29 protein-coding genes are annotated in these 25886 nt (G+C 69.9%); 15 read left to right on the top strand and 14 right to left on the bottom strand.

Annotation, left to right across the window (positions count from 1 at the left end; all coding sequences use genetic code 11):
• Window positions 1-11: 11 nt before the first annotated feature.
• Window positions 12-1217, bottom strand: coding sequence for a 4-hydroxybenzoate 3-monooxygenase (locus tag ACFQ6X_RS25695; protein WP_383184725.1), 1206 nt, complete (start codon window positions 1215-1217; stop codon window positions 12-14).
• A gap of 234 nt (window positions 1218-1451) precedes the next feature.
• On the opposite strand from ACFQ6X_RS25695, the gene ACFQ6X_RS25690 reads away from it, so the two are divergent.
• The 4 genes from ACFQ6X_RS25690 to ACFQ6X_RS25675 all read left to right on the top strand — a co-directional run bounded on the left by ACFQ6X_RS25690 (window position 1452) and on the right by ACFQ6X_RS25675 (window position 4775).
• Window positions 1452-2270, top strand: coding sequence for a DUF4389 domain-containing protein (locus tag ACFQ6X_RS25690; RefSeq protein ID WP_383184724.1), 819 nt, complete (start codon window positions 1452-1454; stop codon window positions 2268-2270).
• Window positions 2271-2359: 89 nt separating this feature from the next.
• Window positions 2360-3070 carry a DUF4230 domain-containing protein gene (locus ACFQ6X_RS25685; protein ID WP_383184722.1) on the top strand — a complete coding sequence of 237 codons (711 nt, stop codon included), beginning with the start codon at window positions 2360-2362 and terminating at the stop codon, window positions 3068-3070.
• 105 nt (window positions 3071-3175) lie between these two features.
• A complete protein-coding gene (locus ACFQ6X_RS25680; protein WP_383184721.1) occupies window positions 3176-3616 on the top strand; it encodes a nuclear transport factor 2 family protein in 441 nt (146 codons plus the stop codon).
• Window positions 3617-3767: 151 nt separating this feature from the next.
• Complete coding sequence (locus tag ACFQ6X_RS25675) at window positions 3768-4775, top strand: alpha/beta fold hydrolase (protein ID WP_383184720.1); 1008 nt, start codon at window positions 3768-3770, stop codon at window positions 4773-4775.
• A 39-nt stretch (window positions 4776-4814) separates the two neighbouring features.
• Here the strand turns inward: ACFQ6X_RS25675 and ACFQ6X_RS25670 are convergent, their stop codons facing one another.
• Complete coding sequence (locus tag ACFQ6X_RS25670; RefSeq protein ID WP_383184718.1) at window positions 4815-5180, bottom strand: iron chaperone; 366 nt, start codon at window positions 5178-5180, stop codon at window positions 4815-4817.
• A 114-nt stretch (window positions 5181-5294) separates the two neighbouring features.
• Here ACFQ6X_RS25670 and ACFQ6X_RS25665 point away from each other — a divergent pair, with 114 nt between their 5' ends.
• Window positions 5295-5804, top strand: a complete 510-nt coding sequence (locus ACFQ6X_RS25665; RefSeq protein ID WP_383184717.1) for a DUF664 domain-containing protein — start codon at window positions 5295-5297, stop codon at window positions 5802-5804.
• Here ACFQ6X_RS25665 and ACFQ6X_RS25660 read toward each other — a convergent pair.
• Window positions 5765-6616 (bottom strand): helix-turn-helix domain-containing protein, encoded by an 852-nt coding sequence (locus ACFQ6X_RS25660; RefSeq protein WP_383184715.1) that lies wholly within the window; start codon window positions 6614-6616, stop codon window positions 5765-5767. The two genes, ACFQ6X_RS25665 and ACFQ6X_RS25660, sit on opposite strands and share 40 nt — an antisense overlap.
• Before the next feature lie 87 nt (window positions 6617-6703).
• Here ACFQ6X_RS25660 and ACFQ6X_RS25655 point away from each other — a divergent pair, with 87 nt between their 5' ends.
• Both ACFQ6X_RS25655 and ACFQ6X_RS25650 read left to right on the top strand, forming a co-directional pair.
• The gene (locus ACFQ6X_RS25655; protein ID WP_383184713.1) at window positions 6704-7135 is read left to right on the top strand and encodes a DUF2000 family protein; all 432 of its coding nucleotides are present in this window, start codon (window positions 6704-6706) and stop codon (window positions 7133-7135) included.
• A 136-nt stretch (window positions 7136-7271) separates the two neighbouring features.
• On the top strand, window positions 7272-7559 hold the full coding sequence (locus tag ACFQ6X_RS25650) for a hypothetical protein (protein ID WP_383184712.1): 288 nt from the start codon (window positions 7272-7274) through the stop codon (window positions 7557-7559).
• A gap of 10 nt (window positions 7560-7569) precedes the next feature.
• Here the strand turns inward: ACFQ6X_RS25650 and ACFQ6X_RS25645 are convergent, their stop codons facing one another.
• The 6 genes from ACFQ6X_RS25645 to ACFQ6X_RS25620 all read right to left on the bottom strand — a co-directional run bounded on the left by ACFQ6X_RS25645 (window position 7570) and on the right by ACFQ6X_RS25620 (window position 12511).
• Window positions 7570-7995, bottom strand: coding sequence for a protein-tyrosine phosphatase family protein (locus ACFQ6X_RS25645; protein WP_383184756.1), 426 nt, complete (start codon window positions 7993-7995; stop codon window positions 7570-7572).
• 11 nt (window positions 7996-8006) lie between these two features.
• Window positions 8007-8279 (bottom strand): HPr family phosphocarrier protein, encoded by a 273-nt coding sequence (locus tag ACFQ6X_RS25640; RefSeq protein ID WP_383184710.1) that lies wholly within the window; start codon window positions 8277-8279, stop codon window positions 8007-8009.
• A 53-nt stretch (window positions 8280-8332) separates the two neighbouring features.
• Entirely contained in the window at window positions 8333-10324 is a 1992-nt protein-coding gene (locus ACFQ6X_RS25635) for a fructose-specific PTS transporter subunit EIIC (protein ID WP_383184709.1), read from the bottom strand.
• Window positions 10325-10417: 93 nt separating this feature from the next.
• A complete protein-coding gene (gene pfkB, locus ACFQ6X_RS25630; protein ID WP_383184707.1) occupies window positions 10418-11365 on the bottom strand; it encodes a 1-phosphofructokinase in 948 nt (315 codons plus the stop codon).
• Window positions 11362-12123 carry a DeoR/GlpR family DNA-binding transcription regulator gene (locus tag ACFQ6X_RS25625; RefSeq protein ID WP_383184755.1) on the bottom strand — a complete coding sequence of 254 codons (762 nt, stop codon included), beginning with the start codon at window positions 12121-12123 and terminating at the stop codon, window positions 11362-11364. The genes pfkB and ACFQ6X_RS25625 overlap by 4 nt, the downstream gene beginning before the upstream one ends.
• A 139-nt stretch (window positions 12124-12262) precedes the next feature.
• Window positions 12263-12511, bottom strand: a complete 249-nt coding sequence (locus ACFQ6X_RS25620; RefSeq protein ID WP_383184706.1) for a DUF6296 family protein — start codon at window positions 12509-12511, stop codon at window positions 12263-12265.
• A 275-nt stretch (window positions 12512-12786) separates the two neighbouring features.
• Here ACFQ6X_RS25620 and ACFQ6X_RS25615 point away from each other — a divergent pair, with 275 nt between their 5' ends.
• Entirely contained in the window at window positions 12787-13041 is a 255-nt protein-coding gene (locus ACFQ6X_RS25615; protein WP_383184705.1) for a DUF5133 domain-containing protein, read from the top strand.
• A 99-nt stretch (window positions 13042-13140) separates the two neighbouring features.
• Here the strand turns inward: ACFQ6X_RS25615 and ACFQ6X_RS25610 are convergent, their stop codons facing one another.
• Complete coding sequence (locus tag ACFQ6X_RS25610) at window positions 13141-14754, bottom strand: MFS transporter (RefSeq protein ID WP_383184703.1); 1614 nt, start codon at window positions 14752-14754, stop codon at window positions 13141-13143.
• Between the two features lie 185 nt (window positions 14755-14939).
• Between ACFQ6X_RS25610 and ACFQ6X_RS25605 the strand changes: the two genes are divergently transcribed.
• Entirely contained in the window at window positions 14940-15758 is an 819-nt protein-coding gene (locus ACFQ6X_RS25605) for a PepSY domain-containing protein (protein ID WP_383184702.1), read from the top strand.
• A gap of 62 nt (window positions 15759-15820) precedes the next feature.
• Here ACFQ6X_RS25605 and ACFQ6X_RS25600 read toward each other — a convergent pair whose 3' ends face one another.
• The 3 genes from ACFQ6X_RS25600 to ACFQ6X_RS25590 form a co-directional block, all read right to left on the bottom strand.
• Window positions 15821-16315: a GNAT family N-acetyltransferase gene (locus ACFQ6X_RS25600; RefSeq protein ID WP_383184701.1), complete on the bottom strand. Its 495-nt coding sequence runs from the start codon at window positions 16313-16315 to the stop codon at window positions 15821-15823.
• 29 nt (window positions 16316-16344) lie between these two features.
• Window positions 16345-16980, bottom strand: coding sequence for a dihydrofolate reductase family protein (locus ACFQ6X_RS25595; protein ID WP_383184700.1), 636 nt, complete (start codon window positions 16978-16980; stop codon window positions 16345-16347).
• Window positions 16981-17073: 93 nt separating this feature from the next.
• A complete protein-coding gene (locus tag ACFQ6X_RS25590; RefSeq protein WP_383184699.1) occupies window positions 17074-18021 on the bottom strand; it encodes a LysR substrate-binding domain-containing protein in 948 nt (315 codons plus the stop codon).
• Window positions 18022-18166: 145 nt separating this feature from the next.
• On the opposite strand from ACFQ6X_RS25590, the gene ACFQ6X_RS25585 reads away from it, so the two are divergent.
• Together ACFQ6X_RS25585 and ACFQ6X_RS25580 are read left to right on the top strand one after the other, a co-directional pair.
• On the top strand, window positions 18167-19177 hold the full coding sequence (locus ACFQ6X_RS25585; RefSeq protein ID WP_383184697.1) for an aldo/keto reductase: 1011 nt from the start codon (window positions 18167-18169) through the stop codon (window positions 19175-19177).
• A 31-nt stretch (window positions 19178-19208) separates the two neighbouring features.
• The gene (locus tag ACFQ6X_RS25580) at window positions 19209-19634 is read left to right on the top strand and encodes an SRPBCC family protein (protein WP_383184696.1); all 426 of its coding nucleotides are present in this window, start codon (window positions 19209-19211) and stop codon (window positions 19632-19634) included.
• A 20-nt stretch (window positions 19635-19654) separates the two neighbouring features.
• Here ACFQ6X_RS25580 and ACFQ6X_RS25575 read toward each other — a convergent pair whose 3' ends face one another.
• Window positions 19655-21052: a hypothetical protein gene (locus ACFQ6X_RS25575; protein ID WP_383184754.1), complete on the bottom strand. Its 1398-nt coding sequence runs from the start codon at window positions 21050-21052 to the stop codon at window positions 19655-19657.
• A 266-nt stretch (window positions 21053-21318) separates the two neighbouring features.
• On the opposite strand from ACFQ6X_RS25575, the gene ACFQ6X_RS25570 reads away from it, so the two are divergent.
• The 4 genes from ACFQ6X_RS25570 to ACFQ6X_RS25555 all read left to right on the top strand — a co-directional run bounded on the left by ACFQ6X_RS25570 (window position 21319) and on the right by ACFQ6X_RS25555 (window position 25884).
• On the top strand, window positions 21319-22464 hold the full coding sequence (locus tag ACFQ6X_RS25570; RefSeq protein ID WP_383184695.1) for a hypothetical protein: 1146 nt from the start codon (window positions 21319-21321) through the stop codon (window positions 22462-22464).
• A gap of 159 nt (window positions 22465-22623) precedes the next feature.
• Window positions 22624-23844 carry a saccharopine dehydrogenase family protein gene (locus ACFQ6X_RS25565; RefSeq protein ID WP_383184694.1) on the top strand — a complete coding sequence of 407 codons (1221 nt, stop codon included), beginning with the start codon at window positions 22624-22626 and terminating at the stop codon, window positions 23842-23844.
• A gap of 127 nt (window positions 23845-23971) precedes the next feature.
• Window positions 23972-25468: an APC family permease gene (locus ACFQ6X_RS25560; RefSeq protein ID WP_383184693.1), complete on the top strand. Its 1497-nt coding sequence runs from the start codon at window positions 23972-23974 to the stop codon at window positions 25466-25468.
• The gene (locus ACFQ6X_RS25555) at window positions 25468-25884 is read left to right on the top strand and encodes a universal stress protein (protein WP_351168179.1); all 417 of its coding nucleotides are present in this window, start codon (window positions 25468-25470) and stop codon (window positions 25882-25884) included. Before ACFQ6X_RS25560 ends, ACFQ6X_RS25555 begins: the two co-directional genes overlap by 1 nt.
• The last annotated feature ends 2 nt before the right edge of the window (window positions 25885-25886 follow it).

Genomic DNA, 25886 nt, shown 5'->3' with positions numbered 1-25886 from the left:
GACGGCCGGGATCACGCCCACCCGGGAAAGTGCCCCGTGTAGTTCTCGGCGAACTCCGCCGCCGCATGCGGCGAGTCCGCGATCCTGTGCAGCTGCGCGAGCTGGAGGCGGGTCTCGAAAGCGCTCTGCGCCGGATCGGTGTGGAGCGTCGTCGTCATGAAGTACGAGAAGTGCTCGGCCCGCCACACCCGTCGCAGGCACGTCTCGGAGTAGGCGTCGAGCAGCTCGCAGGAGCCGGTCCGTTCCAGATGGGCGAACGCACGGGCGAGGACCACGACATCGGCGGCGGCGAGGTTCAGCCCCTTCGCACCGGTGGGCGGCACGATGTGCGCCGCGTCCCCGGCGAGGAACACCCGGCCGTGGCTCATGGGCTCGGTGACCTGACTGCGCATCGGCAGCACGGACTTGGCCGTGATGGTCCCCCGTTCCAGCTTCCGGCTGCCGGCCGACGCCAGCCTGACGTCGAGCTCGTCCCAGATCCTGTCGTCGGACCAGGCAGCGGGATCCTCCCCGTTCGGCACCTGGAGGTACAGCCGGCTCACGGCAGGCGAACGCATGCTCGCCAGCGCGAAGCCACGCGGTGAGTGCGCATAGACCAACTCGTCGTACACCGGGGGCGCATCGGCCAGGATGCCCAGCCAGGAGTAGGGATACGTCCGGGAGTACGACCGCAGGACGCCCTCGGGGACGGACCGACGGGTCACACCGTGGAAGCCGTCGCAGCCCACCACGTAGTCGCACGCCAGCGTCCGCTCGGCGCCCCCGTGCCGGTAGCCGATCACCGGCCGGTCCGTGTCCGCACCCGACACCGAGACCGCCTCCGCCTCGAACAGCAGCGGTGGGCCCTCGGCGAGCTGCAGGGCGATCAGATCCTTGACGACCTCCGTCTGCGCGTACACCCACACCCGGCTGCCACCCGTCAGCGAGGGGAAGTCGACGCGATGGGACCGTCCGTCGAAACGCAGCTCGATGCCGTCGTGCGCGATTCCCTCCCGGTCCAGACGTGCGCCGGCCCCGCTCGCACGCAGCGCGTCGACCGCGCTCTGCTCCAGGATCCCGGCCCGCTGACGCTGCTCGGCATAGGAGCGGTCACGGCTTTCCAGGACGACACAGTCGATGCCGCGCCCGTGCAGCAGCCGGGCCAGGAGCAGGCCCGCCGGGCCTGCCCCCACGATGCCGACACGGGTACGACGGGGGAGGGACGAGGCGGTCTCCACAGATGCTTTCCCTTCACGAACGGGTTCGGTGCCGCTCACGTACGAAGACTCGCCGCTGAGGAGGAGGACGACAAGAGTCGCGGTCGCCGCGCGGACCGCCGTCCGCCGGGGCGACGGGGCCGGGCGGCACCCGTTCGGTCCCCGGCCGATTGCCGGACAGGCGCCACGCGACCAGCGTGGGACCGAGGCCGTACGTGCCGACGCCGTACGGATCACCGGCCGAGGAGAAGCGACATGGCTGACGGACAGTGGAGCCCGGGGCGGACGGCAGGGCACCCGGAGGAGTTCCTGCCCGTCCTGGACATCACCGAGCCGACGCGCCAGCGCCGGCTCACCGTTCTGCTGCGACTGCTCCTGCTGATTCCGCACTTCATCGTGCTGTTCTTCCTGCACATCGCCGCTGTGTTCACCGTGATCGTCGGCTGGTTCGCCGCTCTGGTCCTGGGGAGGCTGCCCGAGCCGGTCTTCCGCTTCCTCTCCGGATACCTCGGCTACCGCATGCGGGTGGCCGCATCCGAGATGCTGCTGATCGACCGGTACCCGCCCTTCGCCCTCACCCCGCCGCCCGACTACCCCGTACAGATCGAGGTCCGGCCCACCGACCTGAACCGTCTCGCTGTGTTCTTCCGGCTGCTCCTGATGATCCCGGCAGCCGTCGTCCAGAGCCTCGCCATGTCCGGCTGGTGGATGCTGTCCTTCATCTGGTGGCTGATCACGCTGATCCTGGGCCGGATGCCGCGGCCCCTCATGGAAGCGACAGCGGCGACCCTGCGCTTCCAGATGCGCTTCATCGCCTACGCGCTGATGCTCACCCCCGCCTACCCGAAGGGCCTCTTCGGCGACGAGGACCTCTCCGTCGGCCAGCGGCACGTGCGCACGCTCACCAGGCCGCTGATCATGAGCGGGGCGGGGAAGGCCCTGGTGGTGCTCTTCCTCGTCCTCGGGATCATCGGCAGCATCACGGCATCGTTGACCACGCCGGACGACGGCGGCAGCAGCGACTACGGCTTGCACCGGCAGCCGGCTGTGCGAGACGTCCCCGTACAGGTGTGACGACGGCATGACTCGACCGCCCGTACAGGAATTGGCGTAGTCGTGGAGCCGGGTGGACTGAAAGCGCCGGACCGGGTCACACGGAAAGGATGACGTCCACAGACGTAAGGACAGACAGCGCCGGAGAACCCGACGGCAGGGGCGCCCGGCGGCCCGCCCGCAGGCGCGGGTGCCTGACAGTGGCCGGCCTGTGTGCCGCAGCGGTCGTCCTGCTGCTCCTGGGCACCCGGCTCAGCCTGCTGCCGGGGCTCGGCGACATCTTCGGCGAGGAGACCACGGACCGTTCGGGCCCCGCGGTCCTCAAGTCGATCCAGGACATGAGCGCGTACGAGGCGGCCTCCGGCAACTTCCAGGTCGTCGTCGACCTGGAGAAGGACGCCAAGTTCCTGCCCGACGCCGTACGCGGCACCCGGACCCTCTACGTGGGCGCCGGCACCGTGGGCGCCTTCGTGGACCTCGGCAAGGTCACGGAGAACGGCGTGGTCGTCAACGAGGACCGCACCAAGGCCGAACTCAGGCTGCCGCACGCCGTGCTGGGCAAGCCCGCGCTGGATCCGGACCGCTCCTACGCCGTGTCCAAACAGCGCGGACTCCTCGACCGGCTCGGCGACTTCTTCTCCGACAACCCGGGCAGCGAGCAGGCGGTCAACAAGCTGGCCGCCAAGCACATCGGCGCAGCGGCCAAGGAGAGCGGGCTCACCCAGCGAGCGGAGAAGAACACCACCGCCATGCTCCAGGGGCTGCTCGGCTCACTCGGATTCGACACGGTCACCGTGCGCTACATCGACCCGCCGGCCTGAATCGCCCCTGATACGTCCCCCGGCCCGCAGCCGTGACCGCGGCTGCGGCATACTCAACAAAGTGATCAGTCATATTGTTGAGCAAGGAGAGTCGGGGAGATGGCCATGACTGCTGCCGAAACCACGGAGCGCTTCCGAACCGCCGTCGAGAAGAGTGATCTCGCGGCACTGGACGATCTGTTCACCGAGAACGTCCGCTTCTTCAGCCCGGTGAAATTCACCCCCTTCGAGGGCAAGGCGATGGTGCTCGGGCTCTTCGGGGTGCTCCTGCGCACGTTCGAGGACTTCCGCTACATCGGTCAGTTCGAGGGTGAGGCGCTGACCAGCGCGGACGACGTGCAGGTCGCCTCGGAGATCCTGCTCTTCAAGGCGTCCGTGAGCGGCAAGGAGATTCACGGGATCGACCTGCTCCAGTTCGACGAGGAGGGCAGGATCCAGGAGTTCACCGTGATGGTCCGTCCGCTGTCCGCCGTCCAGTCCCTGAGCGCTGCGGTTCTCGCTGGACTGGTGGCCGACGGGCTCGTACCGGATCCGGCCGGGAACTGACGGACCGGGGCCCCGGCGCCGAATCCCGGTGTCCGGGGCCCCGGCCGCATGGCATGAGCAGGTTTGCCGGAACGGCAAGATCTCTTGCCCGACGTACCGCTGCGCCGAATGATCGAGACGCAGGACGACACCGGGATCCACAGGAGGACACATGCCGCAGCCCGACCGCTCGCCCGAGCCTTCCCGCTCCGTCCCCGGAGCGGTCCACCGGCTGGTGGACGTCCCCGGCGGCCGGATCCATCTGATCGAACAGGGCACCGGACCACTCGTCCTCCTGGTCCACGGCTTCCCGGAGACGTCGTACTCCTGGCGCCACCAGCTGCCGGCCATCGCCGCGGCGGGCTACCGCGCGGTCGCCATCGACGTACGCGGCTACGGACGCTCGTCGGCCCCCGCGCCCGTGGACGCCTATCGGATGACGGCCCATGTCGCCGACAACGTCGCGGTCGTACGCGCACTGGGCGAGAAGACGGCCACGGTCATCGGCCACGACTGGGGCTCGCCGATCGCCGCGAACAGCGCGCTGCTGCGCCCCGACGTGTTCACCGCCGCGGGGCTTCTCAGCGTCCCTTACGCCCCACGGAGCGGACTGCGGCCCACCGACGGTTTCGCCCGCATCGGCGGCGACGACGAGTTCTACGTCAGCTACTTCCAGGAGCCCGGCCGTGCCGAGGCGGAGATCGAGCCCGACGTACGGGGGTGGCTCGCCGGGTTCTACGCCGCGCTGTCCGCTGACACCATGCCACCGCCCGGCACGGACAGCGTCTTCTTCGTGCCCCCGGGCGCACACCTGCGCGACCGCTTCCCGGCCGGTCAGCTCCCGTCATGGCTCACGGAGGCCGACCTCGACGTGTACAGCGGCGAATTCGAGAGGACCGGCCTGACCGGGGCACTCAACCGCTACCGGAACGTCGACCGCGACTGGGAGGACCTGGCGGCCTGGGACGGGGCACGGATCACCCAGCCCTCGCTCTTCATCGGCGGGGCCCTCGACGCCTCCACCACCTGGATGGCCGAGGCCATCGCGCAATACCCCACCACCCTTCCGGGCCTGGTCTCCTCGCACATCCTGGACGGGTGCGGACACTGGATCCAGCAGGAACGCGCCACCGAGGTCAGCGCTCTGCTGACGCAGTGGCTGCACACCGTCCACGCCTGACGGACGCCGGACGAGACCGCCCGCCGGACGTGGGAGGCGTCAGCAGACCGGGCCGGGCGAGGCCGCGGTGGCCGTGAGCAGATCCCGTACGAGGTCGAAGTCGATGCGCTCCGGCGTACGGAAGCGAAGGCACCCCTTGCCCATGTCCTGACCGGCCAGCCGGGCCTCGAACGCGTCGCGGACGTCGCCGCGCAGCAGGTAGAAGGAGATGTACTGCTTCTGGCTCGCGAAGCTGATCTCGAGGGTTCCGTTCCGCTCGTAGCCCGGCATGCCGTACGCCATCACTTCGGTGAACCCCTTGAGTTCGTCCCGGCACAGCTCGCGCAGCCGGGTCAGGGCCGCCCGGCGCTCCGGCTGGAGCTCGGCCAGGTACTGATCCACATCCACCGCGTCGCTCTGTGCCATACGGACATGCTAATTCCGTTCCGGCTCATCCCGCGGAGCCGGTGAGGCCGTCCCACGGGCTCCGGCCGCGTGTCGAAGTCCGGGCCCCGCGGACACACCGGCCATGGTGGTCATATGAACAGTGCAGGCATTCTCGCCGATGCGTTCGAGCGCATCCATGAAACGGTGCACGCCGCGGTCGAGGGTCTCTCACCCGACGACCTCAACGCCCGGCTGGACGAGGACGCGAACTCGATCGCCTGGCTCGTATGGCACCTCACGCGCATCCAGGACGACCACCTCGCCGACGCCGCAGGGACCGAGCAGGTCTGGTTCTCCGAGGACTGGGCCGCCCGCTTCGAACTGCCCTTCGCCAAGGGGTCGACCGGGTACGGCCACAGCAGCGCGCAGGTGGCCTCCGTGCAGGTGGCGTCGGCGGACCTGCTCCTCGGCTACTACGACGCCGTGCACGAGCAGACTCTGGCCTTCGTCCGCGGTCTCGACGACCGGGCCCTGGACCGCGTCGTGGACGAGTCCTGGTCGCCGCCGGTGACCCTCGGCGTGCGGCTGGTCAGCGTCGTCGCGGATGATCTGCAGCACGCAGGTCAGGCGGCGTTCGTCCGCGGCTCGCTGGAGCGCGGGTAGGGGCTTTCGTGAATTGCGGCCGCGGTGCGCGCGTAGCGCCCCGGACTCGTGCCGACCACTCGCTTGAAGTGCCGGGAGAAGTGGGACTGGTCGTAGAAGCCCACCGAGGTGGCCACGTCGGGCGACCGCATCCCTCCGAGCAGCAGGCGCCGGGCCAGGTCCACGCGACGCCCCGTCAGGTACTGGTGCGGAGCCATGGCGAACTCCTTGCTGAACGCCCTGACCAGATGGGTGTGGTGGGCGTGCAGCAGCTCCGCCGCCTCCGCCAGCGTCACGCCTTCCACGAAGCGCGCATCGAGCAGATCGCGAAGCTCGTGCGCGACCCGGCGGTCGTGAGGTGACGGGGGCGCGCCGAGCTGCCCGCGCAGGTGCTGGGCCAGGCGTTCGGAGACGAGCGCGAGACGGCTCTGCGCCTCCAGCTCGTCGCCGGGCAGCTCGAGCGTCCGGTGCAGCTGGTGGATGCGGCGCCGCAGCGACGGATCGTGCAGCACGGGGCGGTCGACGGCCCGGCCGATGAGGCCGGCTTCGATCTGCGCGGTGTTGAGGTAGAGGACGCGCTTGCGGAATCCTGCGGGGGTCGCGGCGCCACCGTTGTGCGGGATGTGCGGAGGCAGGAGCGTCACCACCGAGCTCCGCGCCCCGTGCTCGTGGCGCTCCAGGTCGTAGCGCACCATGCCTTCGTCGACGATGAGCAGGGTCCACGCGTCGTGCGTGTGTATGGGGTAGGCGTGGTCGGCGAAGCGGGCGTGGAAGACCTCGTCGATTCCCTCGACGCGCGGACGCCATGCGGTGATGTCCGGAGGGGCAGGCATGGGGAAAGCGTACAAGTCCGGCCCGGTCCGCCGGCCGTGCAAAGTTCGTACAAGACGGCGGCGTCCGGGCTTGGCAGGCTCCTCGGCATGACCGATGACAGCGCACCCGTACGCTTCGACACCAAGATCGCCGTCCTGCTCCGCGACGACCTGCAGACCTGGCAGCGCCTCAACGTCACGGCGTTCCTCGTCAGTGGCCTGGGGACGGCGGCACCGGAGGTGATCGGCGAACCGTACGCCGACGCCGACGGCACCCCGTACCTGCCCATGTTCCGGCAGCCCGTCCTGGTCTTCGCCGGTTCGAAGGAGTTGCTGACGACGGCGCACACCCGGGCTGTCGGGCGGGGCGTGACCATGGCCGTGTTCACGTCCGACCTCTTCGCGACCGGCCACGACGAGGCCAACCGGGCCGCCGTCCGGGCCGTGAGGCGGGATGCGATGGACCTCGTCGGACTGGCTGTCCACGGACCGCGCAACGCGGTGGACAAGATCCTCAAGGGTGCCTCGATGCACTCCTGATCGACCCGCCGGCCGGGCACCCCACTGTCACCGGACGGATACGCACTGGCACACCTGTGCGACTGGCGGTCTGCGGTGTCATACTCGAAATCAGTCCGCTAGACAGGCTTGTCACTGTCCCGAAAGGCGACGCGTCATGAACTGGGCATCGTGGACTACCTGCGGTGTCTTCGCGGGATCCGGCGGAGTTCGCACCGAAGAGGTAGGCGTCGTGAGCGGTGATCTGACCGTACACACGACATGGTCCGACGGGCAGGCAGAGGTGGCCGTGCAGTACAGCGGCGCCTCGGACTGGTTCACGCTGGTTGGCAGTCCGGTGCCGTGCCCCTCCGAAGAAGCCAGCCGTTACTTCCATCAGCAGATCGTCGAGGCGGTACGCGCCGGAGACGGAGCGACGGTTCCGGTTTCGCGCGCCGCGGAGTGATCCGCGCCGCTCACCGCTCCCCGAAGCGTCGTACGAACCGGCGCTGCCAGGGAGTCTCCACAGCCCCCGGGTGATAGTGCCGGCGGACGAAGGCGACAGCCTCGTCCGCCGGCACTCCGTCGAGGACCGCCAGACAGGCAAGGGCGGTACCGGTCCGTCCCCGGCCACCTCCGCAGGCGACTTCCACCCGGTCCGCGGCCGCGCGCTGCCACGCCTCGGCGAGCACGCTCCGGGCCTCCTCCCGGTCCGCGGGGAGCCGGAAGTCGGGCCAGCGCAGCCACCGCGACTCCCAGGCGTCCGGAGGCGGCCGCCTGCCGAGCAGATGGACCGCGAAGGTGGGCTCGAGACCCTCGGGAAGCGGGCGCCGCAGCCCGCGGCCGCGGACCAGCCGCCCCGAGGGAAGGGCGATCACGCCCGTACCTTCCGGATCCCACATCTCCGTCACGATCAGGCCTTCGCGTCGAGGTCCTGCGCCAGCAGGGCAGCCAGTTCCTCGACCGCCTCCTGTGCCCCCGCACCCGCCGCGGAGAGCACCAGCGTATCGCCGTGCCGGGCGGCCAGGGCGAGCACCGAGAGCATGCTGCGAGCGTCGACCGGGTCACTGCCGTCGCGTGCGACGGTCACCCTGACCGGCTGCCGCGTGGCCGTCTGGACGAACAGCGAGGCCGGACGGGCGTGCAGCCCGCTGCGGGAGCCGACGGAGACGGTGCGCTGGTACATGGATTCCCTCCTGAGGGACGATTCGGTCTACAGGTTCCGGTACGGGTGAGCAGTCAGGCGGCCACGGGGACCTCGGGCCGGTCCGCCGTCGGCGCGGCCTCCTCCGGGCTGCGCCGCAGCCCCTTGAGGGTGACGACCAGAGCGGTGGCCACCGCCGTTCCCGCCGCGATCGCCAGCAGGTAGAGGAACGGCTGGCCGATCAGGGGGACGACGAAGACACCGCCGTGCGGGGCGCGGAGCGTGCAGCCGAAGGCCATCGACAGCGCCCCGGTGACGGCCCCGCCGGCCATCACCGACGGGATCACCCGCAAGGGGTCGGCCGCGGCGAACGGGATCGCACCCTCGCTGATGAACGAGGCGCCGAGGACCCACGCGGCCCTGCCGTTCTCCTGTTCGGCCCGCGTGAAAAGCCTGCTGCGTACGGTGGTGGCGAGTGCCATGGCCAGCGGCGGCACCATGCCGGCCGCCATCACCGCGGCCATCACCTTGAGGCTGCCGGGCGTCGGATCGGCCAGGCCTCCGACCGCGAAGGCGTACGCCACCTTGTTGAGCGGGCCGCCCATGTCGAAGCACATCATCAGGCCGAGGACGACGCCCAGGATGACGGCGTTGGAGCCCGAGAGGCCGTTCAGCCAGTCCGTGAGGGCCTGCTGGAGCGAGGCGATCGGCTTCCCGACCACGATGAACATCAGGAACCCGACCGCCACGGATGCGAGCAGGGGGATCACCAGCACCGGCATGATGCCCCGCAGGGTGCGGTGAACCTTCATCCGCTGGATCGCCATCACGACGGCACCGGCGAGGAGCCCGGCGACCAGGCCCCCGAGGAAGCCGGCGTTGACCGTGAGGGCGATGGCGCCGCCGACGAAGCCGGGGACGAGCGCGGGCCGGTCCGCCATCCCGTACGCGATGTACCCGGCCAGTACGGGAACCAGGAAGCCGAACGCGGCGGTGCCGATCTGGTTGAGCAGGGCGGCCCAGCTGTCGGCCTCGCCCCAGACGAAGTGGTCGGCGACCGAAGCGGCGTTCGCGATCTCGTAGCCGCCGATCGCGAACGACAGGGCGATGAGGAGCCCGCCGGCCGCGACGAACGGAACCATGTAACCGACCCCGGACATCAGGTAGGTCCGCAGCCGGACACCGACGTGGGAGGAAGCCCCGTGGGAGGCGCCCGTGTCGTCCGCACCCGCGGCGTCCCCAACCGCGTCGGACGTCCCGCTGGTCTCGCCACGGGCGGCCTTGCGCCTGGCCTCGGCGATGAGTTCGGCGGGCCGGTTGATCCCGGCCTTCACCCCGACGTCGACAACCGGCTTGCCGCCGAAGCGCGCCTTCTCGCGCACCTCGACGTCGTGCGCCCAGATGACCGCGTCCGCTGCGGCGATGACGGCCGGGTCCAGCCGCTCGAACCCGGCGGAGCCCTGCGTCTCGACACTGATGACGACACCGTCGGCGAGCGCGGCGGCCTCCAGCGACTCGGCGGCCATGTACGTGTGCGCGATACCGGTGGGGCAGGACGTGACGGCGACGATCCGGAACGGTCCCTCCGCCCCGGCACCGGCCGGCTCCGGGGCGTCGTGTCCCGCGTCGCGCTCGTCCGTGGCCTGCCGCTCGCCGCGGATCAGAGCGGCTGCCGCGGCAGGGTCCCGCTCGGCACGCAGCGCGTCGGTGAACTCGGGGTCCATCAGCCGTCGTGCCAGGCCCGACAGGATGCTGAGGTGGTCCTCGTCGGCACCCGCCGGCGCGGCTATGAGGAAGACGAGATCCGCAGGACCGTCGGCGGCGCCGAAGTCGATGCCCCGCGCGCTGCGGCCGAAGGCCAGCGAAGGCTCGGTGACGTGCTCACTGCGACAGTGCGGAATGCCGATGCCGCCGTCCAGACCGGTCGGCATCTGGGCCTCACGGGCCGCCACGTCGGCAAGGAAGCCGTCGAGGTCGCTCACGCGGCCGGCTGCCACCATCCGTTCGGCCAGTGAACGTGCGGCGGCGCTCTTCGTCTCGGCGGACAGATCGAGGTCGACCAGTTCCGCGGTGATCAGCTCACTCATCGCGGGGCTCCTTGCTCGTGGACCGCCCTGTGGACGGCGTTGGGCTGGGGGACATGGGGCTGGGGGACGTGGGGCCGGGCGGGGTCGTGCCGGTCATGGGGCCGGATCCGTCAGAGGGAGATCCACAGGGATGTCCGCGGTCGTGACGACCGCGGACAGGTCGAGATCGGCCGGGGCGGGCATGACGCTCCCCGGCAGTTGCACGGCCGCGGCGCCGTGCGCCACCGCGGCGGCGAGTGCCGACGGGCCTGTTCCGTCCGCGGCCAGGAATCCCGCGAGGGAGGCGTCTCCCGCGCCGACGTTGCTGCGGACGGAAGCCACCGGGGCGCAGCCGAAGTACGCGCCGGAGCTCTCCACCAGCAGTTGTCCGTCCGCGCCCAGACTGGCCAGGACCGATCGTGCCCCGAGCTCGCACAACTCCTGCGCGGCCTTGAGGGCGTCACCGACCGTCGACAGCGGACGGCCGACAGCCTCCGCGAGTTCCTCCGCGTTCGGCTTGATCACTTCAGGCCGTTCGCGCAGCGCGGCGACCAGCGCCGCACCGGAGGTGTCGAGGGCGATCCGCGTACCGGCGCGGTGGCTGCGGGCCACCAGTTCGGCGTACCACTCGGGGGGAAGTCCGCGCGGCAGGCTGCCGCAGCAGGCGATCCAGTCCGCGTCCGTGGACCGCGTCCGTACCGTGTCCAGCAGACGCTCCGCCTCGGCTGCGGTGATCTCGGGTCCCGCCGCGTTGACCTTGGTGAGTGTGCCGTCGGGCTCGACGAGCGTGATGTTGATACGGGTGCTGCCGGCGATCGGAACGCCGACGGCCTCGATGCCCTGCTCGCCGAGGAGACGGGCGAGCAGGGCGCCCTCCGGCCCGCCCAACGGCGCGACGGCAGCCGTGCGGTGTCCGGCGGCAGCGACCGCGCGGGAGACGTTGACTCCCTTGCCGCCGGGATCGACTCGGTCGGAGGTGGCCCGCAGGACAGCTCCGCGGCTGAGTCCGGGCAGCTCGTACGTGCGATCCAGGCTCGGATTCGGGGTGACGGTCAGGATCATGCGCGAACTACTTCCGTGCCCCGGCTCTCGATGTCCCGGGCGTCTTCGGGGCTGAGCCCGGTGTCGGTGATGAGCAGGTCGACATGGGAGAGGTCGCCGAAGCGCGCGAAATGTTCCTGCCCGAACTTGCCCGAGTCGGCGAGGAGCACCACGCGGCGGGCCGCCGCGATCACCGCGCGCTTCACCGCCGCCTCGGCCAGGTCCGGGGTCGTCAGGCCGCCCCCGGCGGAGAAGCCGTTGGTGGCCAGGAAGACGACATCGGCGTTGATCTCGCTGTACGCGCTCAGCGCCCAGGCGTCGACTGCGGCCCGGGTACGGTGCCGCACCCGGCCGCCGACCAGGTGCAGCGAGATTCCGGGATGGTCGGCGAGGCGGGCGGCCACCGGCAGCGCGTGGGTGACCACGGTGAGGGCGGAGTCGAGCGGGACCGCGGCGGCCAGTCTGACGGTCGTCGTCCCCGCATCGATGATCACGTTGCCGTCGGCGGGGAGTTCCCCCAGCGCCGCTGCGGCGATGCGGTCCTTCTCGTCCGCGGCCACCGTGTCGCGTTCCGCGAGACCGGGCTCGAAACCGAGCCTTCCGGCAGGAATGGCACCGCCGTGTACCCTGCGCAGGAGCCCCGCCCTGTCCAGAGCCTTGAGGTCACGCCGGACGGTCTCGGCGGTGACCTGGAACTCCTCGGCAAGGGACAGCACATCGACCCGGCCGCTCTCGCTCGCCAGGCGGAGGATCTCTTGCTGCCGCTCCGGTGCGTACATGTGGTTTCGTATCCGTTTCATGCCCGAGTCTGTGGTTTCACCAGCACACTACGACCGCACCTCGGGAAAGTAAACACATTCGGGCGAGGTGTGGGCATGAACGGGCTTCAGGGCGAGGGGGAGCGGGCAGGAGGGGCGCTCAGCCGGTGCGACGGGCCCCATGGGTCAGAGGCCGGGCGAGCAGGGGCACACCGAGAACCTGATGTCCGCCGCTGGCCACCATGCGGACCTCGCCCCGCTCGCTGATCTCGGCACGCACGATTCCGGTCTCGTCCTCGTAGACCGGGTAACCGCCCGCTCCCGACCGGGCCGTGAGGCGGACGACGACCACATCGTCCGTGGCACCGGTCGCCTGGAATATCAGCTCGTAACTCTCCGGGTAATCCATGAGGGCCTCCCGACCGGGCACCGGCAGAAGCCGGCCACCTGTCACCTCCATTGTTTCCCACCGGAGCGCCCGGCGCTTCAGGAGCCGGCCGCGGTGTGACCCTCCGTTATTCCGGATGCGGATTCGGTGAGCCGGGGTGACCATCATCTGCAAGGGATCGGATGCGTGCTGACACTTCGCACGGCCGCCCGTATCGCCAGGCGTACTGCCGGCGCGATCGGACTTCGTCGGCGCGGGGCCATGTGCTCCCGGCCGCCCTGTGGAGAGGAACTGCCGTGCTGATGGCCAATCCCGCAACGCTGCGGAATCTCGTCAAGCGCTACGAGACACTGCAACGCGCCCACGCACGGCTGGGGACCTCCGAGAGCAGCCGCCATCTCGAGGACATCTCCTACACCCTCTGCGTCACCACCGGAACCCGGACCGTGGCGGACGCCCTGACCGCGGCGGAGGCCCAGTTGCGTGCCGTCCCGTCCGCGGCATCGGTGCTCTCGGCGGCGGAACCGTCCGAGGTACAGCTGACCGCCTGACGCCTGTACAGAGTCCGCACGGATGACGCCGGTTCCCGTGAACCGGCGTCATCCGCCGCTTTCTGCCGTGTTCCGCGCCGGGTCCGGCTGTGCGGAGCTTCACGCGGGCCGGTCGGCGGGTTCCTCGGACTCGGTCACGACCCGCGTACCCGGGTGGAAGAGCGCACACACGAACGCGACGGCCAGGGCGCCGGCCATGCAGTAGAACACCCACTGATTGGCCTGTGCGAAGTCCATCCGGATGGCGTCCATGGAGTCCCGCATCACCTCGGCGACCTGTCCCTCGCCGGACGGCTGCCGCGCGTCGCCGTTGCCCGTGACGGCCTCGGCGACGCTGTGGGCGGCATCGTGTGCCGCAGCGTCCGACAGTCCCGCGGAGCGCAGCGTCGTATGCACGCGGTTGGTGGTGACATGGGTGAGGATGGTGCCGAACACGGCCAGGCCGACACTCGCCGCGAAGTTACGGATGGTCTGCGTGATCCCGGTGACCTCGCCGTACGAGGCGCCGATCGCCCGGTTGACGGCGTCGGTCGAGGCGGGTGCCAGAAGCAGGCCGATGCCCGCGCCGGCCATGGCCGCGTACAGCCACTGGTCGTGCATCGACAGTGTGGTCAGCTTTCCGGCCCAGAGGGCGAAACCGACGGCACCCAGCGCCGTGCCGAGCTTCAGCGCCGGCCGGGCACCGCGGCGGTCGAGGATGCGCCCGCCCCACTGCGACGCGATGGCGAAGCCGATGAAGAAATACAGAAGGTAGAGCGCCGCCTGGTTGGGTGACGCGCTGAGCGAGACCTGTGCGTAGACGGAGGCGAAGAAGAACACCGGGACGAAAGCCAGCATGGAGAAGAACAGCACCGCGCCGTCCACGGCGAACGCACGGTCCCGGAAGACCTGGAGCCTGACGAGCGGATACTGCGTACGCAGTTCCAGTCGGCAGAACAGTGCGAGCAGGAGAAGTCCGCCGACGATGCACCCCCACGTGGCGGCGCTGCTCCAGCCCCAGCCGGCGGCCTGCTGGAAGCCGAGCACCGTCAGGCCCATGCCGGATGCCATCAGGACGGCCCCCGGTACATCGAGGGGTTCGCGACGCGGCCGGTTGGGGATGCGGGCCACGAGCGTCAGCACGATGGCGATCACAGCGACCGGAACGTTGATCCAGAAGATCGAACGCCAGGTCCAGGAGGTGAGCCAGCCACCCAGGATCGGGCCGACGGCCGTGAGCGCCCCGGAGAGGCCGAAGAACAGGGCCAGAGCCCGGCCGCGCCGTTCCACCGGGAACACCGCGATGACCACGGCGAGGGCGGCGGGGAACATCAGCGCCGCCCCGAAGCCCTGTGTGGCGCGGAAGACGATGAGCCATGTCTGGGCGAGGTCCCCCGAAGGGACCGCTCCGCACAGTGCGGAGGAGATCACGAAGACGAGCGTGCCCGCCAGCATGACCCGGCGGTGACCGAGGATGTCCGCGAGCCTTCCGCCGAGGGCGAAGAACGCGGCCAGGGACAGCAGGTATGCGTTGACGACCCACTGCATCCCGGAAGCCGACAGCCCGAGTTCATGAACGATGTCGGGGGCCGCGATGGAGACGACGGTCTGGTCGATGAACGTCATCGAGACGGCGAAGAGCATCGCGGTCAGGGTCAGCGTCTGGTTCGGCGGCGCGCTTCCCGGCATTGCGGGAGCCGGATCGGTCGAGTCCCCCGGGCGAGGTGTAGTCATACGCGGAATTCTGCTTGCGAAGGATCATCGGCGCATTCCGCGCGGCCCGCAGCGCGGTGCCCGGCGACGGCTGCGGGACGGGGTGCCACCACGACCACGGCGAATGGGCGGAGGCGCACAGGCGATCGGGTGACAGCCGACTGTCGGACAACATGACTGATCGTCGCGGCGGCTAGTCATGCGGTATGAGATTTGAGCCCCGACGTAACAAGACCGTTTCCACACGCACCCGCCGGCTCCGTGTCGTCGGCGCGCTGTGCGCCGTCCTTGCATCCGCCACCCTGGTGACGGGATGCGGCCAGGACAACGGTGACGAAACAGCCGCGGCGACCTCAGAGGCTGCCAAGGTCATTCCTCAGCAGACGACCACCCCGTACGAGAGCCCGTCCGGCAGCCCCTCCGGTACGGCCGCGCAGCTGACCGAGGACCAGACCGAGCGCAAGGACCTCCTCTCGACCGTCAAGGTCACCTACGACAAGGCCGCCACGACGGCCGTGGGTGAGGTTTCCGGCGGCAAGCTCACCGACCTCGACCTCGAGGGCCTGGACGACGACGAGGAGAGCGCCAGCCCCAGTGCGAGCGCCAGCCCCAGCCCCGACGGCAGCGCGAGCCCCAGCCCGACGGGCAGCCCCAGCCCGAGCGGCAGCTCCACAGGTCCGAAGTGGATCGCGGAAGTCGTGGAGGAGGACGGAACCGCGCACACGGTGAGCATCGACGCGGTGTCCGGAGACGTGATCGACTCCGTCACGGAGGCCGAGCAGAGCGACGCCGAGAAGCAGGAGCTGGCTGACTGGGTCAGCAAGGCCCAGCAGACCTGGCAGCAGGCGGCCAAGGTTGCCACGGACAAGCAGAAGGGCACGGTCACCTCGCTCAACCTGGACGAGAACGACAGCCAGACGCTTGTCTGGCAGGTCGATGTGGTCACCGAGGACTGGAACAGGACGACCTTCGACGTGGACGCCGCGACGGGCAAGATCACCAACGAGGAAGTCGACGACGACTGATCACGACACGCCCGAACCCGCATCGGTGGCGGACCGCACAGCGGTCCGCCACCGGTGCGTTCTCAGAGAGAGCCGTCGGTCAGAATCCGGGTGAAGCGCAGCCCGGGGCGTCCGTCCAGGGTGACCTCACCGGCGCGGACGAACCCGTTGTGGGCCAGCACGGCCTGCGAACCGGCGTTGTCCAGCGTCGTCTGCGCTTGCAGAACACTCAGGCCGTACTCGGCGCGTGCCAGCGCGCACACCTGCCGGACGGCCGAGGTGGCCAGGCCCTGTCCGGCCGCCCGCTCGGCGATCCGGTACCCGAGTTCGGCCGAACCGTCCGTGACATGGACGAGGTTGACACGGCCGAGCACGGCGCCTTCGCCGTCCGCGATGATGTGGAAGTGATGCAGGCCGGCGGCCTGTTCGTCGAGCAGCTCGCGGTGACGTGTGTCGAACCCGGCGAAGTAGTCGTCGCCGCGGTCCGGGATCGAGGCGGCGAAGTACGTGCGGTTCTCCAGCTCGAAGGCGAGCAGCGCCGGCGCGTGATCGGGACGAAGACGCTCAAGAACAGTCATGCGAGGACGTTATCGGGGCGTCGGCCCGCTCACTGTTCCGGGGTTCGGGGCAGTACGCGATAGGTCACGTGGGTGACCGAGTTCGCCGCTCGCGACTCCACCTGCTCAAGATTCAGCGACGGCACCCCGTCGAACAGCCGCGTGCCGGCGCCGAGCGTGAACGGCACGATGTGCAGCCGCAGCTCATCGATCAAGCCTGCGGCAAGGTACTGGTTGATGGTGGTCGCGCCCCCGTGGATCGACACGTTGCGGTCCCCGGCCGCCTCGCGGGCCTGCCGGAGCGCGGATTCGATGCCGTCGGTGACGAAGTGGAACGTGGTGCCGCCCTCCATCGGCTGCGGGTCGCGCGGATGGTGGGTGAGCACGAAGACCGGCGTGTGGTACGGCGGATTGTCGCCCCACCAGCCCTTCCACTGCCGATCCCACGCGCCGCGTACGGGGCCGAACATGTTGCGCCCCATGACGAAGGCTCCGTACGCCGTCAGCCGGTCGAGCTCGGCCTGCCGCTGCTCCGGGGTTTCGAACATCCAGGAGTGCAGCCTGCCGCCCCAGCCGTCGCCGGCGTCGTCGCCGAACGGGCGCTGCTCGGCCTGGTTGAGCCCGGCCGAGTACCCGTCGACGGAGATCGAGAGGTCGCAGGTCACCTTGCCCGAACGTGTGGTCACTGCTCTGTCCTCCTGGTGGCGACCTTCTGTCGCCTTCGTGATGAGCCGCCTGATCCGTTCACTACTGGGGTAGACCGTTCCGGGCCCGCGAACTCATCGCGGGGCCGCACCGCCGTCACCGCCGCCGCCCGGCTGCTGACGCTGCGCTGTGTGCTGCCCGGCCAGGACCGTCTCGCGGAACGAGGCGACGACGGGGCGTAGGTCGACCCGGTGCCACGCGGCCCACAGGCCGACGGAGCGTTCGTACCAGGGGAGTTCTCGCACCACGACTCCGTCGGTACTGCCGCGCACCATGCTCTTCTGCACGAGCGCGAGGCCAAGGCTCGACGCGACCAGGCCCAGTGCGGTGAGCGGATCGGCGGCGTCGAGGCGGATGTCCGGCGTGAAGCCGGAGGCGACGCACGAGGCGAGGAACGAGTCACGCCAGGCCGCGTCCTGGGCGTCGCCCACCGCGATCCAGGGCTGCCCGGTCAGGTCGTCGGGCGTCAACTCGGCCTTCTGAGCCAGGGGATGATCCGCGGGCAGCGCGAGCAGCAGGGGATCCTGCAGCAGCGCGGCGGCGCTCAGGTCGGGGTCGTCCTTGGGCGGGGGAGTGCGCACCAGTGCGATGTCGAGGCTGCGCTGCCGCAGGCCCTCGAACTGCTCGGCGGACTCCTGGTCGTACAGGGCGACGTGAATTCCGGGGCGTTCCTCGCGCAGAGCCCGAAGCGCGGCGGGCAGGATGCCCGTGTGCATGGCGTCGGCGACGTACCCGATGCACAGCCCGCCCTCCTCGCCCCGGCCGAGACGCCGGCCGAGGTTCTCCAGCCGGTCCGCATGACGCAGCAGGGCGCGGGCCTCGGTCAGGAAGACACGGCCGTCAGAGGTCAGCCGGATCCGCTGCTGGCTGCGCTCGAAGAGGGCGAGGCCCAGGTTCTTCTCCAGCTGTGCGATCTGGCGGCTGAGCGGTGACTGGGAGATGTGCAGCCGCTCGGCGGCGCGACCGACGTGCTCCTCCTCGGCGACGGCCACGAAGTAGTGAAGAAGTCGCAGGTCAAGCATGTGGGACCTCGGAGGACTCAAGTGAGTCGAGGTAAGTCTTGGACAGTCTCATGCCTGGATCCTAACCTCGGAAGCACAAGACGGATGCATGACGCATTCGCCTGCAGAACGGCATTTATCACCCTAGGCATCGCAAGGACCCCCCATGACGATCAAGACCCTCCTGCCCGGCGTGCTCGGTTTCGGTACCGCACCGCTCGGCAACATGTTCCGGGCCATCCCCGAGGAAGAAGCGGCAGCCACCGTCGAGGCCGCCTGGAACCAGGGCATCCGCTACTTCGACACCGCGCCCTTCTACGGCGCGGGCCTGTCCGAGATCCGCCTCGGCGGCGTACTGGCCAGGCACCCGCGCGACGAGTACGTCCTGAGCACGAAGGTCGGCCGCGTCATCCTCGACGAGACGGAGGACCCCACCGCACGGGACCTCGGCGAGAAGGCGGGACTGTTCGAGCACGGCCGTCCCAACAAGATGGTCAACGACTACACCGCCGACGCCACCCTGCGCTCCATCGAGGACAGCCTCGAGCGCCTCGGGACCGACCGCCTGGACATCGTGTGGGTGCACGACGTGGCCCAGGACTTCTACGGGGACGAGTGGCTCGCCGCCTACGAAACGGCCCGCACCGGCGCTTTCCGCGTCCTGCAGAAGCTGCGTGACGAGGGCGTCATCAAGGCCTGGGGTCTGGGCGTCAACCGGGTCGAGCCCCTGGAGCTCACCCTCGACCTGGACGAGCCGAAGCCCGACGCCTTCCTCCTCGCCGGCCGTTACACCCTCCTCGACCACGAGCGTGCTCTGCAGCGTCTGCTGCCCACCGCGGCCGCCCAGGGCGTCGACATCGTGGTCGGCGGCCCGTACAGCTCGGGAATCCTCGCCGGAGGAGCGCACTTCGAGTACCAGAAGGCGCCCGCGGAGATAGTCGAGAAGGTGGGGCGCATCAAGGCGCTCGCCGAACGCCACGGCGTCGGCGTCAAGGCTGCCGCACTGCAGTTCTCCCTCGCGCATCCCGCGACCGCCGCCGCGATCCCCGGCGCGACGAAGCCCAGCCGTACGGCGGAGGACGTCGCCGCCCTCGCCGAGACGATCCCGGCCGCGTTCTGGGCCGACCTGCGCGAGCAGGGGCTCATAGCGCAGGACGCGCCCGTACCCACCGTCTGAGACCCGACTGCCCGACCTTCAGGAGTTCCCCATGGCCACCACCACCGCATCCATCGAGATTCCAGCGTCGCCCGAACGTGTCTGGCGGCTCATCGGCGGCTTCGGCTCACTGCCGGACTGGCTGCCCTACATCCCCTCCAGCGAACTCGGCGAGGGAGGACGTGTGCGGACGCTCGGAAGCGAGGACGGCGGCGTCATCGTCGAGCGGCTCGAAGCCTTCGACAACGGGGCCCGCACCTACACCTACTCCATTCTGCAGGCCCCCTTCCCCGTGACCGGCTACCGCTCGACCCTCACGGTCCACGGAGTCCCCGGACAGGACACCTCCCGGGTGGAATGGTCCGGCGTCTTCACCCCGGACGCCATCGGTGAGGACGAGGCCGTCGCCCTGTTCCAGGAGATCTACACGGACGGCCTCGCCGCACTGAACCGGACGCTCACCCCGCGGACCGGCTGACAGCCGGCGGCCCAAGCGGTTCAGGGTGCGATGCCGATGCCCTCCACCCGGCTCCACTCCCTCTCCCGTGCGGCGGACAGCGCAGGCCAGTGCTGTCCGCCGGGCCGCGGAAGGACACGTGACGAGTAGTCGCCGGGGACGAAGCCGGGCCGCAGGAAGCACCCGGTCCCGTAGACGGCGTCGAAGGAAGGACAGGACGCCGCGACGGAGGCGGGCGTGGGCCTCTTCCCCGTACGGACCCACCGGGACAGCGCCGAGACGGCGTTGGCGTACTCCGAGGTACTGAGCCCGCTGTGCTCGCTCTCCTGAGTGAACGTCTGGACGAGGTGGCGGTCGCGGCGCGCACCTTCCAGGGCGGCGCGGTACGCCGCTTCGTGCTCGACGAAAGCGGTGGGGTCGTCGATCGCGTGCATGGTCAGCACGGGGACGGAGACCGCGCCGGTCACATCGCTGTCGTAGGACAGGTCGCGCCGGGCGGTCGGGTCCGCCGAGAAGCGCTCGACACCGGCGTTGAGCGCCCTGTCGTCGTGGGAGCCGCTATAGCGCACGCTCCGGTTCCCGAACGGGTTGCGTCCACCGAGGCGTTGAACGATGTCCCTGAACGTGAAGGTCGCGAACCCCAGGTGGGACTCGAGGGTCCGCTCGGGAATCTTCGTGACGCTCAGGATGTCGTCCAGATTGCGCTGCTGGACAGGAGTCCGTTCCGCCGGCGGTGAGGCGTAGCCGGTGCACTCCTGAAGCCGCGCGCGCAGACCCGAGGACGTCATGGCCGAACCGTCCCGCAGCCCCATCCACAGGGGGTACCGGGGTTCCGTCGGGCGCGGGTGGTTCCGGCAGTAGTACTGGTAGACGACCCGGAGATCCACCCGGTAGTCGTAGCCCCGTGAGCCACCGCCGAGCACACCGTTGGTGAGGAGGGCGCCGTCGTAGGGGGAGTCCGCGCCCGACCCGTATGTCTCGACGACCTTCGCGGCCACGTTCCCGCCCCAGGACTGGCCGTGGACGAGTGTGGTCCGCGGTCGCCCGAATTTCGCCACGAACAGGCGACGGAGATTCTCCGTGTCGGCGGCCGCCATCCTCGTTCCGTACCCGCCGCGGCGGTAGGACGACCCTGCCCAGGCGTAGCCCTCCTCGACCATGACCGACCAGCGTTCGAGGTCGTCGAGACTGCGCTGCGGGTCCGACTGTTCGCCCAGGTCGGGCCCGCCGTGGGCGTGCATGAGCAACGACCCGTTCCAGTCGCGGGGAATGGCGACGGCGTAGTGGGCGCCGTTGGAATCCTGTCCCGAGTAACACCTCGCCCGCGCCGTGAGATCGGCGGGACAGGCGGTCTCTCCAGGGGTTCCGGCTGCGGCCGAGGGCTGAAGCGGGCCGATGAGGCCGGCCGCGAGTATCCCCGCAAGGCCGCTCGCAACCACCGCGAATCGACGTCTGCGCGTACCCGGCCTCGTGCGAAGGGGCAAAAGCGTGGCCACGTGTTTCCTCCTGGCTGCTCGGCGCACCGCTGCGTGGCGGCTGATGCTAGTCGCGCCAGGTCAGGGGGCCAGGGGTCGCGGCATTGCGTTCATATCGTTCTCGGGTGGGCGGCCGGTCTCCGCCTCGATCCACTCGATCCACTCGATCCATGAACTCGCGCAACAGTACGAGGAAGTGACCTCGGTGCTGTCCGCGCGTTGTACATGTCGTGCCCAAGTCCTCTTCCAGCTCGCCCCCCGTCTCGGCCGCGCCGGTGGTGACGAGCACTCCGAAGCCCTTCCTGCTGACAGCTGTGCAGGGCGAGGCCGCCCGCAGCCTCCTGACCTATGTGGGTTCGCTGCCGCTGAGCAGCAGTGACGCGCAGCTTCTCGCGGTGGTCGTCGCCATCCGCGCCGCCCGGGGCGGCGTCGGGAACCTCACCGGCCAGGATCTGAAGTCGCTGCGCCTGGACGATGCGCAGAGCGCCGTCACCGCCGTGGCCGCTCTGGGATGGCAGGTGAGGGGCGACCTGATCGGAGGCAGTCCGGACACACCCGTGGCCATCGCCGTGCCCGATCTCGCCGACACCTCGGACCGGCGGCTGGTCTTCGGCAAGGACAAGAGGTCCCGGGTGTCCGGCTGGACCACCCGCACCCTGGCCGCGAAGCCGGCCAGGAAGACATCGTCCGCTGCGCGGCTGGCCGCACTGTTCCTGGCAGCCCACGCCCGGGCCGAACGCCATGGGACCCTGCCCGCCGACCTCCCCGACCGGTGCCGTGCGGCGTTGCCCGAACTGCTCGCCAAGGGCTTCCTGCTGGAGCTGGAAGGAAACCGGTACCTGCTGGCCGACGCCGTACGGCACCTCTCGGGCATGCACGCGCTGCCCGACCCGCCGCGCCCGCGCGACCGGACCGCTGAGGAACCACTGAGCTGGGACGCGTGGAAAGCGCAGGCGAGCGTGGCGCTGCGTCGGCACGCCGAGGCCGTCGAGCACTGCCCGCGCTGCCACATGGCCACCGTGAGGGTGGCGGAGGCATTCATGCGCAAGGCCGTTCCCGCCCAGATCCCGGCGAGCGTGCGCACGGCCTACGGCGCGTGGAAGGACTCCCAGCCCGACTGCGGTCCCCGCGCCGCAGAGTTCGCCGCCGCCTTCCGCGCGGAGCACGGGCACGGTCCGTCCGTGAAACAGCTGTGCGTGGGGCTGGGCTGGAAGAAGCAGCCACGCGATCTGCGGATCCTCATCGTCCGGCGGCTGATCGCCGACGAATGGCTGACGAACACCGAGCCCGTGCCGTGGACCCTGCGCCCGGGCAGGGCCGCCCGGACCCCCGGGGGCGCCACGGCGCCGGTCACCACCGGGGCGCGCCCGGCATAGCGCGGCGCCGCCCCGTGGGGCCCGACACGGATACCGCCGGACGCGGGACATGGTCCGAACGGTGCCCGCCGCCGGGCCGCACGGCTGTTAGCGTCCTCGCCCACGGGACCGGCACGGGCGCCCCCACTGCCGGCAGCGCGGCGAAGGAGTGGTGCACCCATGCGTGTCCTCTTGGTCGGAGCAGGAGGCGTGGGCACGGCGATCACCAAGATCGCGGCCCGTCGGCCCTTCTTCGAGCACATGACGGTCGCCGACTACGACCTCGAGCGTGCGGAGAAGGCCGTCGCGGCCCTGGGGGAGAGCGGGCACCGGTTCAACGCCGTCCGGCTGGACGCCTCGGACCCCGCAGCGGTGCGCGCCGCCCTCGGCGAGAACCGTTGCGGGGTGCTGCTCAACGCGACCGATCCCCGATTCGTGCTGCCGCTGTTCGAGGCGGCGCTGGCACACGGCGCGAACTACCTCGACATGGCGATGTCCCTTTCCCGGCCGCACCCTGACCGTCCGTACGAGAAGTGCGGTGTCAAGCTCGGGGACGCCCAGTTCGAACGGGCCGCGGAGTGGGAGGAAGCGGGCCGTCTCGCGCTCGTGGGCATGGGCGTGGAGCCCGGCCTCGCCGATGTGTTCGCCCGGTACGCCTCCGACGAGCTCTTCGACGAGATCGAGGAGATCGGCATCCGCGACGGAGCCGATCTGGTCGTGGAGGGCTACGACTTCGCCCCCTCCTTCAGTATCTGGACGACCATCGAGGAGTGCCTGAACCCGCCGGTCGTGTACGAGGAGGGGCGCGGCTGGTTCACGACAGAGCCCTTCAGCGAGCCGGAGCTCTTCGACTTCCCCGAAGGCATCGGGCCGGTCGAGTGCGTCAATGTCGAACACGAGGAGGTGCTTCTCGTACCGCGCCATCTGAAGGCCGGGCGGGTCACGTTCAAGTACGGCCTGGGCGACGAGTTCATCGGCGTGCTGCGCGCGCTGCACAAACTGGGCCTCGACCGTACGGAGCCCGTCCGCGTGAACAGTGACAAGGGCGAGGTCCAGGTGTCGCCCCGTGATGTCGTCGCCGCCTGCCTCCCGGACCCCGCCGGGCTCGGCGAGCGGATGCACGGGAAGACGTGCGCGGGCACCTGGGTGAAGGGCACCAAGGACGGACGGCCCAGAGAGGTCTTCCTCTACCACGTGGTCGACAACCAGTGGTCCATGCGGGAGTACGGCTCGCAGGCCGTGGTCTGGCAGACCGCGATCAACCCCGTAGCCGCCCTCGAGCTCATCGCGCGCGGCACCTGGCACGGAAGCGGGGTGCTCGGCCCGGAGGCCCTGCCTCCCCGGCCGTTCCTCGATCTGCTGACGGAGTACGGCGCCCCGTGGAAGATGCGCGAACAGTGACAGCTGCGCCCGCCGTGCCCCGTACGGCGGTGTCCTGCCCTGCCCGGGAGGCGCACCCGAATACCCGCAAATAGCATGAAGGGGGCTTATTCGCCCTTCTCTTCAGGCCGTTACGGAGCGAGGGAGCATGGCAGAGGAACTGGCCGGACCACCAGCACCGCAGGCGACCTTGAAGCCGAACGCGATCGGCTTCGTCGACGCGCTGGTCATCGGATTGAACGCCACCTCCCCGGCCTACTCCGTGGCGGCCGTCATCGGACCGATCGTGGCACTGGTCGGCATCTACGCCCCCGGAGTGCTCTTCGCCTCCTTCGTGCCCATGCTGTTGATCGCCTCGGCGTTCTACTACCTCAACAAGGTGGACCAGGACTGCGGCACCACGTTCTCGTGGGTGACACGCGCGATGGGGCCGTGGACCGGGTGGCTCGGCGGCTGGGCCATCGCGATGACCGGTGTACTGGTGGTCGGGTCGCTGGCGGACGTCGCCGTCAGCTTCACCCTGATGGCCGTCGGCCTCGACAGCTGGGTCGAGAACGACTTCGTGCGCCAGCTTCTCACCGTGCTCCTGATCCTGGTCATGACGGGTCTGTGCGTCATCGGCACAGAAATCTCGGCCAAGGTCCAGAACGTTCTCATCCTGGCGCAGGTGGCCTTCCTGCTGGTCTTCGTGATCGTGGCGCTCTACCGCGTCTACGCGGGTACGACCGATTTCGATTCCGTCAAACCCTCGGTCGAATGGCTCAACCCCTTCGGGGCGGGCGGCGCGGCGCTCACAGGCGGGCTGCTCCTGGGCGTGTTCATCTACTGGGGCTGGGAGTCGGCCGTCAACCTCACCGAAGAAGTCGAGGACTCCGCCACCGCTCCCGGCAAGGCGGGTGTCTGGTCCACCGTCATTCTGCTGGTGACGTACCTGTCCGTGGGCTTCGCGGTCGTCGGCTTCGCCGGCACGGCATACCTCGCCGACAACGCGGACGAGGAGGAGTTCATCTTCGCCCTCCTCGCCGGTGAGGTGATGGGTAGCTGGGACTGGATCGTGCTGCTCGCGGTCGCCACGTCCGCGCTGGCCTCGACCCAGACCACCATCATCCCCGCATCGCGCACAGCGCTGTCGATGGCCCGGCGCCACGCGCTGCCGGCACAGTTCGCGCGTATCCACCCCCGGTTCCGCACCCCCGACGTGAGCACCTGGTGGGTGGCAGGCATCGCCATCGCCTGGTACCTCATCGTCAACCGGATCAGCGAGAACGCCCTCTTCGACTCACTGACGGCCCTGTCCCTGCTGATCGCCTTCTACTACGCCCTCACGGGTGTGGCCTGTGTGATCTACTACCGCCGCCACCTGACCGAGAGCCTCCGCAACCTCGTCCTCATCGGCCTCGGCCCGCTGATCGGCGCAGGGCTGCTGACCTGGCTGCTCGTACGGTCGGTGATCGACATGGCGGACCCGGAGAACTCCTACACCGGAACCTCGTGGTTCGGGCTCGGCCCGCCGCTCGTCATCGGCATCGGCATCAGCGTGCTGGGTGTGGTGATCATGGTGGTGTGGCGTCTCAGGTCGGCCACCTTCTGGACCGAGCGGCGGAGTGTGGTCGACCCGGACCTCGTGCACGGTAAGGAGTCCTGATGTCGGTGGTCCTCGGGTACGACGAGTCACCCGGTGCCGCGCGCGCTCTGCGCATCGCGATCGAGGTGGCCGCGGCGTTCGGCGAGCGACTCGTCCTGGTCTACGGAGCGGCGCCTCCCGGCCCGGCCGGCGAGGAGTACAGGTCCCACTACGAAGCCATCCGCCAGGCGGGGCGTACCGGACTGGAACATGCCGTGGAGGCCGCCGACGAGGCCGGTGTACCGGCCGCCGTCGAGGTCATCGACAAGAACCCGGCCCAGGCGCTGATCGACGCCGCCTCACGCCACGGGGCGCGGGTCATCGTCGTCGGCAGCTGGGGCGAGAGCCCCATGCGAGGCGCCCTGCTCGGCTCGACCCCGCACAAGCTCCTGCACCTGTCGACCGTACCGGTGCTCTGCGTGCCGACCGAGGTATGAGC

Origin of the sequence: Streptomyces sp. NPDC056452, from assembly GCF_042796085.1 — a bacterium.
In the GTDB taxonomy this organism is placed as follows: domain Bacteria; phylum Actinomycetota; class Actinomycetes; order Streptomycetales; family Streptomycetaceae; genus Streptomyces.
The sequence above is the reverse complement of the archived record's forward strand: the minus strand, read 5'-3'. Positions and strand labels throughout refer to the sequence as shown.

Bases quoted from the DNA above. Each gene is read 5' to 3' on its own strand.
- ACFQ6X_RS25685 (WP_383184722.1), top strand. From the start codon at position 2,360: ATGACGTCCACAGACGTAAGGACAGACAGCGCCGGAGAACCCGACGGC.
- ACFQ6X_RS25600 (WP_383184701.1), bottom strand. From the start codon at position 16,315: ATGACTGTTCTTGAGCGTCTTCGTCCCGATCACGCGCCGGCGCTGCTC.
- ACFQ6X_RS25560 (WP_383184693.1), top strand. From the start codon at position 23,972: ATGGCAGAGGAACTGGCCGGACCACCAGCACCGCAGGCGACCTTGAAG.
- ACFQ6X_RS25580 (WP_383184696.1), top strand. From the start codon at position 19,209: ATGGCCACCACCACCGCATCCATCGAGATTCCAGCGTCGCCCGAACGT.
- ACFQ6X_RS25655 (WP_383184713.1), top strand. From the start codon at position 6,704: ATGACCGATGACAGCGCACCCGTACGCTTCGACACCAAGATCGCCGTC.
- ACFQ6X_RS25640 (WP_383184710.1), bottom strand. From the start codon at position 8,279: ATGTACCAGCGCACCGTCTCCGTCGGCTCCCGCAGCGGGCTGCACGCC.
- ACFQ6X_RS25675 (WP_383184720.1), top strand. From the start codon at position 3,768: ATGCCGCAGCCCGACCGCTCGCCCGAGCCTTCCCGCTCCGTCCCCGGA.
- ACFQ6X_RS25625 (WP_383184755.1), bottom strand. From the start codon at position 12,123: ATGTACGCACCGGAGCGGCAGCAAGAGATCCTCCGCCTGGCGAGCGAG.
- ACFQ6X_RS25635 (WP_383184709.1), bottom strand. From the start codon at position 10,324: ATGAGTGAGCTGATCACCGCGGAACTGGTCGACCTCGATCTGTCCGCC.
- ACFQ6X_RS25650 (WP_383184712.1), top strand. From the start codon at position 7,272: ATGAACTGGGCATCGTGGACTACCTGCGGTGTCTTCGCGGGATCCGGC.
- ACFQ6X_RS25610 (WP_383184703.1), bottom strand. From the start codon at position 14,754: ATGACTACACCTCGCCCGGGGGACTCGACCGATCCGGCTCCCGCAATG.
- ACFQ6X_RS25620 (WP_383184706.1), bottom strand. From the start codon at position 12,511: ATGGATTACCCGGAGAGTTACGAGCTGATATTCCAGGCGACCGGTGCC.
- pfkB (WP_383184707.1), bottom strand. From the start codon at position 11,365: ATGATCCTGACCGTCACCCCGAATCCGAGCCTGGATCGCACGTACGAG.
- ACFQ6X_RS25555 (WP_351168179.1), top strand. From the start codon at position 25,468: ATGTCGGTGGTCCTCGGGTACGACGAGTCACCCGGTGCCGCGCGCGCT.
- ACFQ6X_RS25585 (WP_383184697.1), top strand. From the start codon at position 18,167: ATGACGATCAAGACCCTCCTGCCCGGCGTGCTCGGTTTCGGTACCGCA.
- ACFQ6X_RS25645 (WP_383184756.1), bottom strand. From the start codon at position 7,995: ATGTGGGATCCGGAAGGTACGGGCGTGATCGCCCTTCCCTCGGGGCGG.
- ACFQ6X_RS25690 (WP_383184724.1), top strand. From the start codon at position 1,452: ATGGCTGACGGACAGTGGAGCCCGGGGCGGACGGCAGGGCACCCGGAG.
- ACFQ6X_RS25680 (WP_383184721.1), top strand. From the start codon at position 3,176: ATGACTGCTGCCGAAACCACGGAGCGCTTCCGAACCGCCGTCGAGAAG.
- ACFQ6X_RS25660 (WP_383184715.1), bottom strand. From the start codon at position 6,616: ATGCCTGCCCCTCCGGACATCACCGCATGGCGTCCGCGCGTCGAGGGA.
- ACFQ6X_RS25590 (WP_383184699.1), bottom strand. From the start codon at position 18,021: ATGCTTGACCTGCGACTTCTTCACTACTTCGTGGCCGTCGCCGAGGAG.
- ACFQ6X_RS25605 (WP_383184702.1), top strand. From the start codon at position 14,940: ATGAGATTTGAGCCCCGACGTAACAAGACCGTTTCCACACGCACCCGC.
- ACFQ6X_RS25670 (WP_383184718.1), bottom strand. From the start codon at position 5,180: ATGGCACAGAGCGACGCGGTGGATGTGGATCAGTACCTGGCCGAGCTC.
- ACFQ6X_RS25665 (WP_383184717.1), top strand. From the start codon at position 5,295: ATGAACAGTGCAGGCATTCTCGCCGATGCGTTCGAGCGCATCCATGAA.
- ACFQ6X_RS25565 (WP_383184694.1), top strand. From the start codon at position 22,624: ATGCGTGTCCTCTTGGTCGGAGCAGGAGGCGTGGGCACGGCGATCACC.